Raw genomic sequence first — 16,137 nt, 5'->3', positions numbered from 1 at the left:
CTACTGCTTCATCGTTTCAGGCGTCAGATCCCAGCCCTCTACTTCGGTGTGGAGAAGCTGATGGGCCCGGCGGGAAAGAGGTTCACCCAGGTATTCCCGGTAGGTCAGCTGCACGGTGGGGTTTTCGTGGGAGAATCGGCGAGGCAGGGTGCTGTCGATGTTATACAGCTCGCCTCCACGGATTTCCGCCATTTCCCGGCCGTCGTGTATCGGCTGTCCTCCGCCGCCGGCGCATCCGCCCGGACACGCCATGATTTCGACGAAGTCGTACTCGACGGCGCCTGCCTTGATGGCGTTCAGAAGCCTTCTTGCATTGCCGAGGCCATTGGCGACAGCCACCTTCATATGCGTTCCCGCCACGGTAAACGTGGCTTCCTTCCATCCGTTCATGCCACGAACATTTTTGAAGGCGTCAGCCGGCGGATTTTCTTTTGTGATAAGGAAATATGCGCTGCGCAGAGCCGCCTCCATGACGCCTCCGGTAGCTCCGAAAATGACGCCTGCCCCCGTGCCCTCGCCGAAGAAACTGTCGAAGGGCATCTCTTTCAGCTCACCGGCGTTGATTCCGTCCGCGAGGATCAGGTTGTCCAGCTCACGGGTCGTCAGGACGATATCCACATCCTTGAATCCGGAGCCGTTCACCTGCTCCACATCCGCCTCATACTTCTTGGCCGTGCAGGGCATCAGCGAGACGGAAACGATTCTGGCAGGATCGATTCCCAGCTTTTCTGCCATGTAGGTCTTGGCCAGCGCACCGAACATCTGCTGCGGAGACTTGGCGGTGGAGAGATTCGGGAGGAAACACGGGAATTCGCTTTTCACAAAGCGCAGCCAGCCGGAGCAGCAGGATGTGAACATGGGCCAGCTGTACTTTTCTTTGTCTCCCATCCTCTTAATCAGCTCGCTTCCCTCTTCCATAATCGTCATGTCCGCCGAGTACACGGTATCGAAAACATAATCAAAGCCGATCTGCTTCAGCGCCGCAACGAGTTTGCCTGTCGTCTGCTCTACGCGGTGCAGTCCCGCCTTTTCTCCCCAGGCGACGCGAACCGCCGGAGCGAACTGCACCATGGTGATTTTGTCCGGATCCGCCAGCGCGTCCAGAACCTCGTCCATGTCGTTGCGCTCCCGGAGAGCGCCCACCGGACAGTGAGTGATGCACTGCCCGCAAAGGGAACAGCGGGCCTCATCCATACGGACGCCGTTTCTCACGCCGACACTGGTTCGCTGAGCAGTTCCCACCATCTCCCATACGTGCAGATCCTGAATGTCGTCGCAGACCTGAATGCACCGCATACATTTAATGCATTTGGAGGAATTGCGGATCAGCGGGAAATGCCGGTTCCATCGGAATTTCTCTGTAATATCCTTATAAATCGGATTGGCGATGCCGAGGTTTTTCGCGATGGTCTGCAGAGCGCAGTTTCCGCTCCTGGTGCAGGTTGCACACTGGCAGTCGTGCTCCGAGAGAATCAGCTGCACATTCGTCTTACGGGACAGCCGGACCCTGGGACTGTTGGTCAAAATTTCCATGCCCTCCTTCACCTCTGTATTGCAGGCAGAGAGAAGCTTGTCCATGCCGGCCACTTCCACGACGCAGATCCGGCAGGCGCCAATCTCGTTCAGTCCCTCCCAGTAACAGAGATGAGGGATGTCGATTCCTGCGCTGTGGGCGGCGTTCATAATCGTAGTTCCCTCCTGTACGGAGAGAGCAATTCCGTTGATTCTTAAATTCACCATTTTACCTGCCTCCCTCCGCGGAACGCACCAAGGCTGTTGCAGTCACACCGCAGACAGCGTCCCGCCTCCTGCACCGCCTCTTCCAGAAGCAGTCCGTTCTCGAAGCCGTCGAAATCCCTGTTCCTCTCATCCGGGTAGCGCGACGTGAGTTCCGAGCGGCCGCAGGGTCTTTTGTTCTCCAGCAGTGGCTCGGGAATATCGATGTCAAGTTCGATTTCATGATTGTATCCCAGATAATTGTCGATGTTTGCAGCTGCCACCTTCCCCTGTGCTATGGCATTCACTGCCGTAGACGGACCTGTGACGCTGTCTCCGCCGGCGAACATGCCCGGCGTTCCGATGACGCTCATGGAGGAATCGGTGTTCAGCTTCTTCCACAGGACAGAGACGCCGGCTTTCTCAAACACGTCCGAGTCAATTTCCTGTCCGATGGCACCGACAACCACGTCGCACAAAAGTCTCTGTTCTTCTTTGTCTGCCGGGAAAGACCGGGGGCGGCCGGAATCATCGAACTCGCCTACCTTCTGCGGCTTGATTACCAGCGCCGATACGTTGCCCTCCGGATCCGACTCGATCCGAACCGGCGTGCGGAGTTCCAGAAGACGGCAGCCCTCTGCAATCGCGCCTTCAATCTCTTCGCTCATGGCCGTCATATCCGCCTTGCGCCGTCTGTAAACGATGTCCACATGGGAGGCCCCCAGACGCATGGCGGTACGCGCCACGTCCATTGACACATTTCCGCCGCCGACGACGGCAACCCGCTTCCCCTTGAAATCCGGCATGTGATTGTCACCGATGGCACGCAGCATATCCACGGCAGAGTATACGCCATTGCTCTCCTCACCCTCGATTCCGATCATTTTGTAGTTATGCGCACCGATTGCGACATAGACAGCGTCATAGCCGTCCACCAGTTTCCTTATGCTTTCCTCGTCATCGATATTCACGTTCAGCTTCACCTCTACGCCTGCCTTCAGAATCGCGCGGATATCCCACTCCAGCCGTTTCCGGGGAAGACGGTAGCTGGGGATTCCGTAGCGGAGCATACCGCCCAGCTGTTTCCTCTTCTCGAACACCGTCGGGTTGTGCCCCATCAGCGCAAGATAGAAGGCCGCAGTCAGCCCGCTTGGACCGCCACCAACGATAGCGACCCGCTTTCCGGTATTCGGCATTCTGCGCGGAATCGGCACCTCGTCCGAACAATGGTCTACGGCGAACATCTTCAGCCCCCGGATGTTCAGCGGTGCATCGATCATGTTTCTTCTGCAGTGGCTTTCGCATGGGTGTTCACAAATCAAGGCGCATACCGTGGGGAACGGATTATCCTTGCGGATCAGCCGCACTGCATCATCATAGCGTCCACTGCGAACCAGCGCCATATAGCCCGGAATGTCCACCTCTGCAGGACATTTGGCAATACAGGGGATAGAATGCCTGGTGTCCCTCAGATGGTCGGAACAGCGGTTTTTCTCGATATGGGATATGTAGTCTTCCCGGAAGCTCTTCATTCCCTTCAGCACCATTTCCGCCGACTCCGACCCGATCGCGCAGTCCGAGGAATTCCGGATTGACTCTGCAGTACGTTCCAGAAGAATCAGATCCTCTATACTGCTCTCCCGGCTCAGATCCAGAATATCCTCGATGATGTTAATCATCTGTCCCACGCCCACGCGGCACGGCACACACTTTCCGCAGGACTGAGCCTGGCACAGCTTCAGAAACGACGACGTCATATCCACGGGACACTGACTGGGCGGGCTTGCCACGACACGGCGTTCCAGATCCTGGTACAGACGCTCTACCTCTTTCTGGGCCTGGTCTTTCTTCTTGAATTCAAGTCTGCTCACGTTCGGACTCCTCCTTTCGCTTCTTTTCAGCCTCATTATATCACGGAAATTTCTTAAATGATATAAAAATCACAAAAAATAATCTAATATTTAACAAAGTCTTCTTTCCCTTTAATTTCAATGGTCCTACGGGTGTGCAGGCGGCGGAAGAGCGAAACTGTGTTCGTGAGAAGTACCGCAAAAAGTTTTAACGAATACTCCTCAGTCCTCAGGCCCATAGATGGCGATTATTTTGTCCGAAACATCACAAAATGCGAAGGAATTCGGAAGCGACCGAATCCCTCCGCACAGAAATCAGGCACTATCTGCCGGTATGCGCTCAGGCGCACACCGGACACATACCGGGTGCGCATCGAAGTTGAATTACTCTGTGCCGGCAGACGGCGAAAGCCCTCACGTTCTCTACAGCCGTCTCCCCCGCCGCGTAATCCGATTTCCGTCTTCCCCGGATTCTTTTTCTGTCAGTCTGCAGACTCTCCTGATATAAAGCAGCACCGCGATCACCGCTATGACCAGCGCAACGACCCCTATAACGAATGCAACCAGAACTATGGTCGGCAGAATATCATATATTCCCATATCCACCGGAACACCTGTCGTCTTCATCGTACTCATCCCCCTAGCATTAACATTGACAATAGCTAATATCCCTTGAGAAAAGTATAATTCATTTGCACTAATAATTCAAGTATTATTATAACTCTATATTTTGTGAAAAAACCGCACTGCGCGTCCGCGCGTCTGCTCCTCTCATGTCACCCGAAAAAATTTCACTTATTTTTCATCTGTTCAAGGTTTATTTAAGGTAGACTGCATATTCTTTTGTCCATAGAGAAAAAAGGTTATCAGGGTAAAATAACAGAAAGGGATTTGGGAGATGGATATTCTGAAAAGCATCGCGCGCAACGCCGCCGCGGAGGGGAACCGCGTCGCGTTCACTTCACGCGCGGGAAGTCTTACTTATGCGCAGCTATGGGAAAAATCCGGCCGCCTCGCCGGCAGAATCGACGCACAGATGGGAGACAATCGGGATCCGGTCATCGTCTACGGACATAAAGACCCGATGATGCTCATCTGTTTTCTGGCGTGCGTCAGAAGCGGGCGGGCGTACTGTCCGATGGACACCAACATGCCGGAGGATCGTCTGACATCCGTCGCGAGGGAGATCGGCAATCCGCTGATCCTCATCGCGCATCCGGAGGGCTGCGGGCTTTTGGGAACAAAAGCTTCCGCGGCAGCATGTTCTCAGGCGGAGCGCAGCGCGCAGGCGAATAACAACGCGCAGGCAGAACTCTCAGAGCAGACGGATAACATCACGCAGACGGAATTCCCGGAAACAGAGCACAAAGTAATCTCATACGACGAGCTGCGTCGTATCACGGAAACCTCCGGAGAACCCGGACAGTCCACGCCGGAGACTGCTCTCCGCGCCTGCAGCGGCGAAGACGTTTTCTACATAATATTTACCTCGGGCAGCACCGGAAAGCCCAAGGGGGTTCAGATCACCGCCGATAATCTGAACGGCTATCTGGAATGGGCCGTGGATCTGGCAGGAGGCATTCAGCACAGCCGCGTGTTCCTGAACCAGGCCCCCTACTCCTTTGATCTGTCGGTCATGGACCTGTATCTGAGCCTGGCCACCTGCGGCAAAATCGTCTCGATCGACCGTGAGCTGCAGAACGATATTCCAAAAATGATAGACTTTCTCAGTCTTCAGCATATTGAATACTGGGTCTCCACCCCCTCCTTTGCGGAGCTGTGCATGGGAGAACCTTCCTTTAGCGCAGACAGGATCCCGTCAATCCGGGCATTCCTGTTCTGCGGGGAGGTATTGACCAATGAGACCGCCCGGCGTCTGATGGAACGTTTCCCGGACGCGAAGGTTATTAACACTTACGGACCTACGGAAACCACAGTGTGCGTAACGCAGGTCCGGATTACCGGCGCCATGGTTGCCTCGGACAGCCCGCTTCCCGTGGGCAGACCGGGCCCTATGACCAGAATAGAAACCGATCCTGAAACCAATGAGATCATTATCACCGGAAACACCGTGAGTCCCGGCTATTACAAAGACCCCGGACGTACAGCCAAGGTTTTCTCCGAATGTGAGACAAATGTTGGCGGTTCCTGCGGTCTCACCGGCGCGAGTGCGGATGGTTCCGACAGTTCCTGCGGTTCCTGCCGTTCCTATCGCACGGGGGACAAAGGCTACCTTGACGAGACCGGCATGCTCTACTGTGAGGGCCGTCTCGATCACCAGATCAAGCTCCACGGCTACCGGATGGAACTGGAGGACATCGAGGCCAATCTGGAAAAACTTCCCGGAGTCTCCAGAGCTGTAGTCGCACCGTCCCGCAGCGGGGGCAGAATTGATTTTCTGACCGCCTTCATTATCCGCGACGGCGACTGTATCACCGATGATTATGCGGGACGTAAGGCTGTCCGCTCCGGACTCAGAGAGCTCGTCCCCGCTTACATGGTACCGAAAAAGATCCGCTTCGTAGAAAAGTTCCCGATGACCGGCAACGGCAAACTGGACCGAAAGCAGCTGGAGGCGATGTCGTAAAATGCAGATGTTTGCCGATCACAGCTTCTTCGCGTGGCTGATAGTGATGACGATCCCGGCTTTCATTCTGGGCGTCTTTGAAAAACCCATTAAATACTACGGCATGTTCGCTTCTCTGGTGTTCCTCTGGCTGGCGCTGGGGCACAACACCGTCGCGCTGACATACCTGATCGTTTTCTGCCTGCTGGAGTATACCATCATACAGATCTATCTGCAGCTCCGACTCGGCGGAAACAGAAGCAAAGTCCTGTACTGGCTGTTCCTGCTGCTAAGCATTGCGCCGCTGGCGACATACAAGGTGCTGGCGCTGACGGGAAATCCCTGGCATATTTTCGGATTTCTGGGAATCTCCTACATGACCTTCAAGGTTGCACAGATGATCATCGAGATCTACGACGGAATCATCAAGAAAGTCAGTCCCTTTGAATACGCGTACCTGCTTTTGTTCTTCCCGACCATCACCTCCGGCCCCATCGACCGGAGCCGTCGGTTCAGCAAGGACCTGAACAGGAAAATCCCGCGGTCGGAATACCTGGAGCTGGCGGGAACAGGACTTTACAAAATCCTGCTGGGCATGGTGTACAAGACCGTGATCGCTTCGGTGCTGTATTTCCTGATGAAGCAGTACGGCATGGAGAAGGATATGACCGGTGTGCTGATTTACTATTACACCTACGGCTTCTACCTGTTCTTCGATTTCGCGGGATACAGTCTGATGGCTGTGGGCACCGGATATCTGTTCGGAATCAAGGTTCCGGACAACTTCAACCGACCATTTATCAGTCGCGATATCAACGACTTCTGGAACCGCTGGCACATCACACTGTCTCACTGGCTGAGAGATTACGTGTTCTCGCGTGTCACGATGTCGCTGATGCGCACCGGACTGCGAAAGCGCCGGCTGACCATCGCCTCCATCGCATTCATGACGAATATGCTGCTGATGGGCTTCTGGCACGGTCTGACCTCGTACTACATTTTGTATGGACTGTATCACGGCGTGCTGCTCACGCTGTTTGAGATCATCCGGACCAGGTCCGGTCTGTATCGCAAATACAGCAAGGAAAAATGGTTCATCATAATCGAATGGGCACTCACCCTCCATCTGGTTCTGTTCGGCTTTTTCATCTTCTCCGGGAGACTGAACGCGCTGATGCACTGGAAGGCGTGGTAACCGCCGCAGGTTTCATGAACATGCATTGATTGTAAAGCGATTATATTGCGATTTACATAAATGAAACACTATCACTCAACACACGAAAGGGGAAACTGAAATGGAAGAGAAAGTACTGAAGATACTGGAAAACATCTGCGGAGACGAGGTCGTCTCGGAGGAACCGGATATCAATCTGGTGGAGGAGCATCTGATGGAATCCTTCGACTATATCACACTGCTGATGGATCTTCAGGATCAGCTGGGAGTAATCATCTCTCCGACCGAATACACACGGGAGGAGATGGACACGCCGAACAAGATTATCGCGATCGTGAAGCAGAAGCTGGAAGAGGCGTGACCGAATCCAAAGGGGGATATTGGAGATGAACAAACTTAAATCCTTCGGCGCGGCGCTGGTGCTTCTGCTCGTGTTCGTACTGATCGTGAACGGTCTTTTTGAACGCGGTTCTCTGAAGATGGACAACCGGGACTTCGGGTTCTGGTTTAACGCGTACAAAGACATGTCCTACGCCGCACTGTCGGAAAACATGGAAAAAGACACTGTTCTGCTGCTGGGTTCCTCGGAGTTCCGGCACGGCAGAAAGACCGCCTATTACCCGCGGAATATGTTCCGAAAGAGCAATTTCAAGCTTGTATCCGTCGGCGGACCGTGGAACCAGACACTCTTTCACACCATCGCTCTGGGGTCTTTGGAGAAAAAACTGAAGAGCCGCAAGGTCATACTGCTTGTTTCTCCCACCTGGTTCAAGACCGACGGCGTGGATTCCAACGGCTACGCATTCCGGTTTTCTGAAACGGAATACATCCGCTTCATGGAAAACAAAGATATTCCCGATGAGGTAAAAAAGTATGTGGCGAACCGGACGGAGAGTCTGCTCCGTCCCAGTCTGGACAAATATACACAGGTGAGGCTCATCAATCGGAACCTGCTGCATAACAGCCGTGATCCCGTGACCCGCACTTTGTTCCTGATGGAAAAGCGCAAGGCCGACCGCAGAGATTACGCCGCCGTGAGCATGGCGATGAAGGCGATGAAGTTGGATCTGCCCGTTTCCGGCGCCGCAGGAGCCGAGCCGCCGCATGAACCCATGCCCTCCAATGACTGGGGCGGAATCATGACAAACGCCATCAACGCCAGCGGCCGGAGGTCCAACAATCCGTTCTATATGTCGGACAGAAGCTGGAAACAGAAATACCGGAAGATCTACCGCTCCGGGCGCAGCAAATTCGGCCGGAAGACGGATGTGAATTCCCCTGAGTTCGGGGATTACGAGGCTTTCCTGAAAATCTGTCGGGCGAACCACATTGACGCTAAAATAATCGTTTTACCGGTGAACGGAAGATGGTATGATTATATCGGAACGACCAAGGCGATCCGGAAGCAGACCACAGATAAAATCATCCGGCTCGGAAAGAAGTACGGAGTGGAGACCTCCGATTTATCAAAATTTGACTATGAAAACTTTGTGACCAGGGATGCGCAGCACCCCTGGAACGTAGGATGGGTACTGATCGATGAACAGATTTATAACTTCTGTAAAGAAAATTAAAACATCCCGGGTATTCCGGATCTTCTTCACGAAGCAGACGCTGATCTACTTCGTGCTGATGGCTGTACTGTATCTGTTTTCGCTGTTCGGCGGAATGTTCTCCAGCCCGGCATTCACCTACGCGGACTTTTAAGGCAGTGAGGGACGACTTTGAGACTGTTAATCGTTGAAGATGAAAAAGAACTGGCGGACGGACTCGCCCTGCTGTTTGAACGCAGCGGATATACGGTAAACATCTGCTATGACGGACTCAGCGGACTCGACGAGATCCTGAGCGGCGTTTATGACCTCGTCATTCTGGATATCATGCTGCCCGGAAAGGACGGGATTTCTGTGCTGAAAACCGCTCGCGGACAGGGCTGCAAGACTCAGGTGATCATGCTGACCGCGAAGTCGGAGACGATGGACAAAGTGCAGGGTCTCGACTGCGGTGCGGATGATTACCTCACAAAACCTTTTGATGCGACGGAACTTCTGGCACGTGTCAGAGCGCGGATCCGCGGCCGGGACTACAGTGAATCGGAGGAGCTGACCTTTGGTGACATCTCTCTAAGCAGGGCACGTCAGGAGATGTCGTGCCGGGACCGCAAGGTCAAACTCGGACACAAAGAATACGAGCTGATGGAATATCTGCTGGTCAACGGAGGTCATATCCTGACAAAGGATATGCTGATTTCACGGGTCTGGGATCCCGAAGAGGAGCCGGAGTACAACCACCTGGAAGTGTATATTTCCTTCCTCCGGAAGAAACTCCGCTTTATTAAGGCGAAGGTTTCCATCGTAACGACAAAGAATGTAGGATATTCCCTGGAGGAGCCGCCGCGATGATTAAAGAGCTACGAAAAAAATTTGTTATCGTGACGATGCTGCTGTTCGCGATCGTATTCACCGCTCTGTTTGCGGTGTACTGCATCTCCGACTATTACTGGAACAAGTACAATACTTTGTACACCCTCGGAGAAATCGCGGAAAGCGACTCATTCCAGGAGACGCTGGACGATTCCGATATCGAGACCAGCGGGACCAATCCCATCTACGCCGTCACCGTGAAATCAGACGGAACTGTCCGGAGCATCCAGTCCAGCAACGGAAAGTATGAGAAGGCCGACATCGCGAAAATAGTCAGGGGCATCAGCGCTCAGGATGATGACACATACCAGTGGAAGGATTACCTGTATTACAGCGTCAGCAACAAAGACGGGTCCAGCTATATCGTCTTCCAGGACGCCTCCATGCAATCCTCGGACATCCGGCGGATGTTCAAGAGGGTCTTCTTCCTGCTGGGCGGACTGCTCCTGCTGTTGGGCGTCAGTCTCTACCTTTCCAGGTTTGTGACCCGACCCGCCGAGGAAATGCTGCGGCGTGAGAAGCAGTTCATCTCCGACGCCAGCCACGACCTGAAAACGCCGGTCGCCGCCATCCGCATCAACGCGCAGGTCCTGGCGGATCAGGAATCGGCCGGAGACGCGCCGGTCATCGCGATGAATAACGGGCAGCCGCAGAACGCTGAGTCGGCCGCCGGAAGCACCCTGAACGCAAACGGAGGCATTCTGAACGCTGAATTGACCGGCGGAAGCACGCTGAACGCTGAGTCGGCCGCCGGAAACACCTTGAACGCAAACGGAGGCACTCCGAACGCTGAATCGGTCGCCGGCCCGGGAACCTCGAACCGGCTCTCTGCTGACAAGGCTCGCGAGAGCAACCGCCAGCTTGTCAGCAACATCCTGACCGAAGCAGAACGGATGAGCCGACTGATTTCAGAACTGCTCTCCTTCTCCTATATAGAAGAAAAAACGCTACACATGGATCAGACGCTGTTCTCCCTGTCCGAGGGGTGCGAAGAAGTTGCACTGTCCATGGAGAGCACCGCCTTCGAGAAGAACATTTCTCTCACCTACGACATCGGGGAGAACATCAATTACTGCGGCGACGGTGACGCCCTCCGCCGAGTTTGCGCCATTCTCCTGGACAACGCGATAGAACATACGCCGGAAAATGGAGACATTCAAATGACCCTTCGCAAGCAGGGCAAGCACCCCGTCATCACAGTCGTCAACACCGGCAGCCCAATCCCGAAGGCGGATCTTCCGCATATCTTTGAACGCTTCTACCGCGTGGAAAAAGAGCGGAACGGAAAAACCGGACACTTCGGCCTCGGTCTCTCCATCGCCAAAACTATTGTCGAAGCCCACCACGGAACAATTACGGCGAAAAATGACCCCGGCCTGGTCACCTTCACCGTCCGTCTGTGAAAACAATCCGCGCGGGAAGCATACGAATGAGCGGAAGCATACGAATTGCTACCCGCTCCGGCATGATCGTCAAAGGCCGCAGTCCGGCCGCCGCGGCAGCTGCACAGACCGGGCTTCACCTCAGAAATTCATATTTTCAATGTAGAGATCATAAAACAGTGACGACCCGGCCAGCTCAACGTGCTCCGCAGATGCGGCGATGCGCTCGGCCCGGGCTTTTTCTTTGTCGCCGAACAAAGCCAGGCTGGCACCGACGCCTGCGGCGTTTCCCACCGCGATGATGCGGTCGGGCGAAATGTCGGGCAGCAGTCCGATGTTCACAGCGGCTTCCTTCCGGATATAATTTCCGAAGGCTCCGGCAAGGTAAAGATGATCCGCTTCCGCGGCCGTATGCCCGGATTTTTTCAGCAGCGCCAGGATTCCGGAAACGATGGCGCTTTTCGCGAGCTGCACCTCCCGGATGTCGCTCTGCCGCAGCAGGATTTCCGCTGAATTTCCTTCCGGATCCGGCTCCTGTAGTACGAAACACGCCTCTTCATCTCGGAGAACAAGCCGCCGCGTCAGCAGCGGAGAGGTCCCTGCAGACAAAGCCTCATCCTCAGTCAGGATTCTCCCTGTACGATCCATGAGCCCCGCGGAAAGCATGACAGAAACAGCGTCGATCAGACCGGAGCCGCAGATCCCCGCGGGCGAAACGTCTCCGATTACCTTCAGCTCGATATCAGCGCCATTACCTCCTGACGCAGACTTCGCACCGGTCCGGCCGAAAGCACCGTCGCTTTCACAAAGGCTGACACCCTCTATGGCACCTTCCGTAGCCCGCATTCCCTGACGGATCGCGGCCCCCTCAAAAGCCGGCCCGGCCGCCGTAGAGCATACCAGAATCCGCCCCTTTTCCGTAACTGCGACCTCTCCGTTCGTGCCGATATCCACAAACACATCCAGGCTGTCTTTGTTCCCCAGATCCAGTGCCAGCAATCCCGCCGTGATATCCGAGCCCACATGACCCGCGATTCCCGGCAGGAGATAAAATGCCGTCTCCGCCGGAACCCGCAGACCGAGTGCTGCCGCGCTCTCCCGAACTGCGCCCTTAAACGCCGGGCGGAACGGACTTACCGCAAGCCCCTCCGGATCCTCGCCCAGGAGCAGATGACTCATGGTAGTGTTTCCAACCGCCGTAATCTCCGTGATTTCAGTTCTGCGAACCGGCAATTTTTCCAGAAATCCGTCCAGAATCTCGTTCAGACAGTCAATCACCAGCTGACGCATCTCTTCCAGGTTTTCCTCCTCCCGCACAGAGTAACCGATGCGGCTGATGACATCTCCTCCGTGAACCACCTGAGGATTGCGGGCGGCATCGGTTGCCATAAGTTCCCGTTTCGCAAGATCCCAGCAGAGTCCCACCACTGTCGTCGTTCCGATATCAAAGGCGATGCCGTATCCGCTTCCCGGTCGGTCGCCGGACTCTGAGGCACCGGTTTCCGAACGGTTTGCGAAGCTGCTCCCGGGTGCCGGGCTGCCGTTCCCGTACGCGGGCTCACTGTCTGCGGTGCTGTTTCCGGCTGCCGAATGAAACCCCTCCGGCATGTACGTCAGTTCACTTTTCCGGCTTCTGAGTTCCCTCAGGAGCCTCTCTCCCCTGCATTTGCCACAGGCTTCGCAGTTGCCGTCACATTTTCTGAAATCCGCCATACGCCGTCACCTCACCGTTCCGTATTTTGTTCCAGCATAAACCCCGCGCAGAAGCAGGCGATGACCAGCACATAGTCGGAGAAGCTCAGATTCTGCGCCTCACGGGAGGACATGACGGCCTTGAATACGCCGTTGATCCCGAAGCGCTGCTCCCTTACCAGATGGAACAGCCGGTTCCCGCGATCCTCAAAAAAACCCCGGACTGCCTTCTCCGCATCCATATATGCCGAAGTCTGCAGCCGGGTCATAAAAATATCAAAGTAGTTGAACGCCTTCACGCTTCCGCCGTCGTCAAGTCGGTAATCGTAATTGTGGTAGCGCCCGGAATTGTTGAACCTCCGCGTCCGGGCATAGTCCGCGCCCATATCACAGGCCTCCTCCGCAATCTCCAACGTGCATCCCTCCGCCGCGAAGTCACCCTTTATCTCGCGGATCAGAGTGTTCAACAGCTCCTCCCGATCCGGAGCGGAACCGTTATTCTTCAACTTAATTTCTTCTTCCATGCTGTCCTTCTTTCCCGTTTCACTGTCGTTTCACATGCTTTATTAATGCGTGCTCTGCTGTCGAATATGTCTGAAATGCCAATACTGCAGTGAGCATCCAGAGAGCATATCCGGCGGCCTGCCGGGGCACACTGCCATTGGGACTGTGCGCCGCGGCGTTGCTGACAAACTGCCGTCAGCACCCATTAAGCCCGACGTGGACTTAATGGGCATACACTTATTACAAAAGAAATTGTAACGCATACGGCGGAACTTTTCAATGCGGAGGTTTCCGGGGATATACGGAGGTTTCGGTTGTTTCCGGGAATTGCAGGCCGCAGAAGGAACAGTGCACCGACTGCAGCTATCGAACCTTTACGCGCACGGTTTTGCTGTACGGACCGTATACGGTCTTGCCGCCGGACCGGACGTAAGCGCGTATGCGAACGTATCTGGTTCCTTTTTTCTGACGAATCGTCCTGGTGAGTTTTTTCGGGCGGTCAACACGGACCTTCTTCTTTCCTTTCCGGAATTTCCGGTCCTTCGCCACGGTAATCTCATACCCTGTTGCGCGGGAAGCCTTTTTCCACTTCAGGGTGAGTTTCTTTCTGCCTGCCTTGCAGCTGACGCTTTTCACCTTCGCCGGCGGAGCGGGCTTCTTCACCTCCGGCCGGGGCTTTGCCCGGTTCAGTGTCACCAGATAATCCCGGGTCGTGCTTTTGTCCTTCGAGGTGACGCGGACATCCACAACTGTATTCTTATTCAGGTCAGCTGAACCGATTACATACTTCTGAGAATCGTCCATCTCATCCCGCCAGCTGTAATCCAGTTCGCTGCCGGCCTTCAGCAGTCCTCCCTTTTCGGGATCCCGGACGTTCTCCCGCGCATACACATGCACCTCCGCTTCGGAATGCAGGGGGAGCACCCAGAGGCTGTATGTGTCCTTCCCACTCTCCAGCTGCTTCGTCTGGTACCGGTCCTGTCCCCGTGTGAGCTCGTCCAGAAGATTGTCATCGTAGCGGCCGTCCTCCGTCAGCGACAAAACACTCAGCTCCGCATCCTTCTCGGTTACCCGCACGACAGTGAAGTAGTAATCTACGCACACGGCGCCCCTCTTCACCCGCAGCCGGATCTTTGTCTCCGCGGCATCTCCCAGCTTCGCGGTCATGGTCTCGCCCTGCTCCTTTCCGTTCACTGACAGGCTGCAGGAAGTCTCCCCGTCTTTTCCGCTAACCGCCAGCTTCACAGAAGCTGCCGTATCGTCGGCAATGACCTGATAGTCACGCATTCCCGGCTGGAAAGACACGGAAAGCGGCTTCCCTTTATCTGTCGTCAGCTTCACGCCGGACAGGAGCCGTGGCGCGATCGCCATGATGTAATTGCTGTCATTTTTGTAGTAAAGAATTCCGTCCCCGCTGACAGCCAGAGGGCTGATGCAGTTCTGCGCCTGCGCTCCCTCCGGAACAAAGACCTGTTCGGCGGCTCCCGCCTCTGTCTGCCCGGGAACGTCACGGATGCACCAGATCCCTCCCGGCTTCACATTGCAGGCGAAATAGAGGTACCGCGCGCCGGAGGGGTCCCCTTCAGGGACTGAGAGAAGCGGAGCGCCGGTCGGCGTTCCCGCCACAGGCACGCTGTAAATCTCCGAATTTTTATTCAGCGCCCTGCCGATGTCCAGAACGACATAGCGGCATCTGCTTTCCTCGGAAACGCCGACATAGGCTCTTCCTTTGTACACTACCGCAGCGCCGCGGATCGATTTTCCCAGGTCGACGTAGCTGAAGTCTCCGTTCTCATCGCCGGATGCAGAAGGCTGTGCGAGAGTTCCGTCCTCGCCGATGCGAATCCGATAAAAACGGCCTCCCATGGTGCCGGCATACAGGAAATCTCCGTCACGGACGATGGCACTGCGAAAGTCTCCCTTCAGACCTTCAACGCGGCTGATTTCCTTACCGGTCAGCGGATCCAGCGAGCGGATGACAGAGCCGTCCGTATCAAGCCTGCCCGGATCTCCGTTGTCTGAGCCGAACACTACATACCGGTCGGTGACGCAGGCTCCCGCCCAGTAGAAGCCTCTCTCTGCATCCTTGACGCTCCATACGGTCTTTCCGTCCTCTGCGGAAACGCAGAAAAACCACCGCAGAGTGCCGTTGTCCGCACTGCCGGCTTTCGCTTCATCGTAGTGCTGACGCTGGTGGTCATAAACTCCTGTTCCCGTATAGAGGTAACCCTTCCCGTTGATTTTCCGGTAGGTCAGCTGGGTCAGGCCGAGGCCGGTATATCCCCTGCTGTGCCAGCGGGGCTGCAGGGTTTTGCCGTCCACCGCCTCAATCATGGTTCCCTCGCCGTCCGCATTGGTCACCGCATAAAGCGTCCCGTCGGCGTAAACCATGGGGTGCATTGCAAAACCCACGTCGCCGTGCAGAGCTTCTGCCTTCTTTTTTACGTTTCCCGTTCTCCGGTCAATCTGATAAACAGTCTTCTCACTGGCGACATAGAGATCCTCACCGACGATCAGGGGCGGAGTTACGGAGTTCTCCGTTTTCACATCACCCCACAGGGAGACAGCGTGGGCGGCGTCCGGTGCAGCCGCCCGGGTTGTCACGCCGTTATTGTTTTCACTGTTCTGAAAGCAGGTCCAGTCATCTTCGGAGCTGTTTCCGGCTGAGGCACTGACTGCCGCTGCGCTGCGACCTGTAACACTGTCGGCGCTGCTTCCGTCGCTGACACTGCCGGCGAATGCACAGGCGCCTGCAAGCAGAAACGCGAGCATCGCCGCGACAGCGATGCTCACTCTGATTCTTCTTTTCACTTTCTTTTCCTGGTTCTGT

13 protein-coding genes are annotated in these 16,137 nt (G+C 55.3%); 7 read left to right on the top strand and 6 right to left on the bottom strand.

The genetic code is table 11. The annotated features are described in order from the left end of the window. From FYJ64_RS06785 to FYJ64_RS06775, 3 genes are all read right to left on the bottom strand, one after another. Window positions 1–1,740, bottom strand: a complete 1,740-nt coding sequence (locus tag FYJ64_RS06785; RefSeq protein ID WP_154574449.1) for a [FeFe] hydrogenase, group A — start codon at window positions 1,738–1,740, stop codon at window positions 1–3. Next, window positions 1,734–3,587 carry an NAD(P)-binding protein gene (locus tag FYJ64_RS06780; protein ID WP_328596995.1) on the bottom strand — a complete coding sequence of 618 codons (1,854 nt, stop codon included), beginning with the start codon at window positions 3,585–3,587 and terminating at the stop codon, window positions 1,734–1,736. The genes FYJ64_RS06785 and FYJ64_RS06780 overlap by 7 nt, the downstream gene beginning before the upstream one ends. 402 nt (window positions 3,588–3,989) lie before the next feature. Continuing rightward, window positions 3,990–4,193: a hypothetical protein gene (locus FYJ64_RS06775; RefSeq protein WP_154574447.1), complete on the bottom strand. Its 204-nt coding sequence runs from the start codon at window positions 4,191–4,193 to the stop codon at window positions 3,990–3,992. Between the two features lie 271 nt (window positions 4,194–4,464). On the opposite strand from FYJ64_RS06775, the gene dltA reads away from it, so the two are divergent. The 7 genes from dltA (at window position 4,465) to FYJ64_RS06740 (ending at window position 11,132) form a co-directional block, all read left to right on the top strand. Continuing rightward, the gene (gene dltA, locus FYJ64_RS06770) at window positions 4,465–6,153 is read left to right on the top strand and encodes a D-alanine--poly(phosphoribitol) ligase subunit DltA (protein ID WP_154574446.1); all 1,689 of its coding nucleotides are present in this window, start codon (window positions 4,465–4,467) and stop codon (window positions 6,151–6,153) included. Window position 6,154: 1 nt separating this feature from the next. Then, window positions 6,155–7,327 (top strand): D-alanyl-lipoteichoic acid biosynthesis protein DltB, encoded by a 1,173-nt coding sequence (gene dltB / locus FYJ64_RS06765; protein ID WP_154574445.1) that lies wholly within the window; start codon window positions 6,155–6,157, stop codon window positions 7,325–7,327. A 100-nt stretch (window positions 7,328–7,427) separates the two neighbouring features. After that, complete coding sequence (dltC, locus tag FYJ64_RS06760) at window positions 7,428–7,667, top strand: D-alanine--poly(phosphoribitol) ligase subunit 2 (RefSeq protein ID WP_075713540.1); 240 nt, start codon at window positions 7,428–7,430, stop codon at window positions 7,665–7,667. A gap of 25 nt (window positions 7,668–7,692) precedes the next feature. Beyond that, a complete protein-coding gene (gene dltD, locus FYJ64_RS06755) occupies window positions 7,693–8,880 on the top strand; it encodes a D-alanyl-lipoteichoic acid biosynthesis protein DltD (protein ID WP_154574444.1) in 1,188 nt (395 codons plus the stop codon). After that, window positions 8,846–9,013 carry a hypothetical protein gene (locus tag FYJ64_RS06750; RefSeq protein ID WP_154574443.1) on the top strand — a complete coding sequence of 56 codons (168 nt, stop codon included), beginning with the start codon at window positions 8,846–8,848 and terminating at the stop codon, window positions 9,011–9,013. The genes dltD and FYJ64_RS06750 overlap by 35 nt, the downstream gene beginning before the upstream one ends. Before the next feature lie 17 nt (window positions 9,014–9,030). After that, window positions 9,031–9,708, top strand: a complete 678-nt coding sequence (locus tag FYJ64_RS06745) for a response regulator transcription factor (protein ID WP_154574442.1) — start codon at window positions 9,031–9,033, stop codon at window positions 9,706–9,708. Next, on the top strand, window positions 9,705–11,132 hold the full coding sequence (locus FYJ64_RS06740) for a sensor histidine kinase (protein WP_154574441.1): 1,428 nt from the start codon (window positions 9,705–9,707) through the stop codon (window positions 11,130–11,132). The genes FYJ64_RS06745 and FYJ64_RS06740 overlap by 4 nt, the downstream gene beginning before the upstream one ends. 120 nt (window positions 11,133–11,252) lie before the next feature. Here the strand turns inward: FYJ64_RS06740 and FYJ64_RS06735 are convergent, their stop codons facing one another. The 3 genes from FYJ64_RS06735 to FYJ64_RS06725 form a co-directional block, all read right to left on the bottom strand. Then, a complete protein-coding gene (locus tag FYJ64_RS06735) occupies window positions 11,253–12,824 on the bottom strand; it encodes an ASKHA domain-containing protein (RefSeq protein ID WP_154574440.1) in 1,572 nt (523 codons plus the stop codon). 11 nt (window positions 12,825–12,835) lie between these two features. Continuing rightward, the gene (locus FYJ64_RS06730) at window positions 12,836–13,327 is read right to left on the bottom strand and encodes a hypothetical protein (RefSeq protein ID WP_154574439.1); all 492 of its coding nucleotides are present in this window, start codon (window positions 13,325–13,327) and stop codon (window positions 12,836–12,838) included. Between the two features lie 343 nt (window positions 13,328–13,670). Beyond that, complete coding sequence (locus FYJ64_RS06725; RefSeq protein WP_154574438.1) at window positions 13,671–16,118, bottom strand: PQQ-binding-like beta-propeller repeat protein; 2,448 nt, start codon at window positions 16,116–16,118, stop codon at window positions 13,671–13,673. Window positions 16,119–16,137: the final 19 nt, after the last annotated feature.

It is taken from the genome of Hornefia butyriciproducens (genome assembly GCF_009695915.1).
Taxonomy (GTDB): Bacteria; Bacillota; Clostridia; order Peptostreptococcales; family Anaerovoracaceae; genus Aminicella; species Aminicella butyriciproducens.
Note: the sequence above shows the minus strand (reverse complement) of the source record. Positions and strands in the feature narration are given on the sequence as shown.

Bases quoted from the DNA above. Each gene is read 5' to 3' on its own strand.
- FYJ64_RS06785 (WP_154574449.1), bottom strand. From the start codon at position 1,740: ATGGTGAATTTAAGAATCAACGGAATTGCTCTCTCCGTACAGGAGGGA.
- FYJ64_RS06775 (WP_154574447.1), bottom strand. From the start codon at position 4,193: ATGAAGACGACAGGTGTTCCGGTGGATATGGGAATATATGATATTCTG.
- dltA (WP_154574446.1), top strand. From the start codon at position 4,465: ATGGATATTCTGAAAAGCATCGCGCGCAACGCCGCCGCGGAGGGGAAC.
- dltB (WP_154574445.1), top strand. From the start codon at position 6,155: ATGCAGATGTTTGCCGATCACAGCTTCTTCGCGTGGCTGATAGTGATG.
- dltC (WP_075713540.1), top strand. From the start codon at position 7,428: ATGGAAGAGAAAGTACTGAAGATACTGGAAAACATCTGCGGAGACGAG.
- dltD (WP_154574444.1), top strand. From the start codon at position 7,693: ATGAACAAACTTAAATCCTTCGGCGCGGCGCTGGTGCTTCTGCTCGTG.
- FYJ64_RS06750 (WP_154574443.1), top strand. From the start codon at position 8,846: ATGAACAGATTTATAACTTCTGTAAAGAAAATTAAAACATCCCGGGTA.
- FYJ64_RS06740 (WP_154574441.1), top strand. From the start codon at position 9,705: ATGATTAAAGAGCTACGAAAAAAATTTGTTATCGTGACGATGCTGCTG.
- FYJ64_RS06735 (WP_154574440.1), bottom strand. From the start codon at position 12,824: ATGGCGGATTTCAGAAAATGTGACGGCAACTGCGAAGCCTGTGGCAAA.
- FYJ64_RS06730 (WP_154574439.1), bottom strand. From the start codon at position 13,327: ATGGAAGAAGAAATTAAGTTGAAGAATAACGGTTCCGCTCCGGATCGG.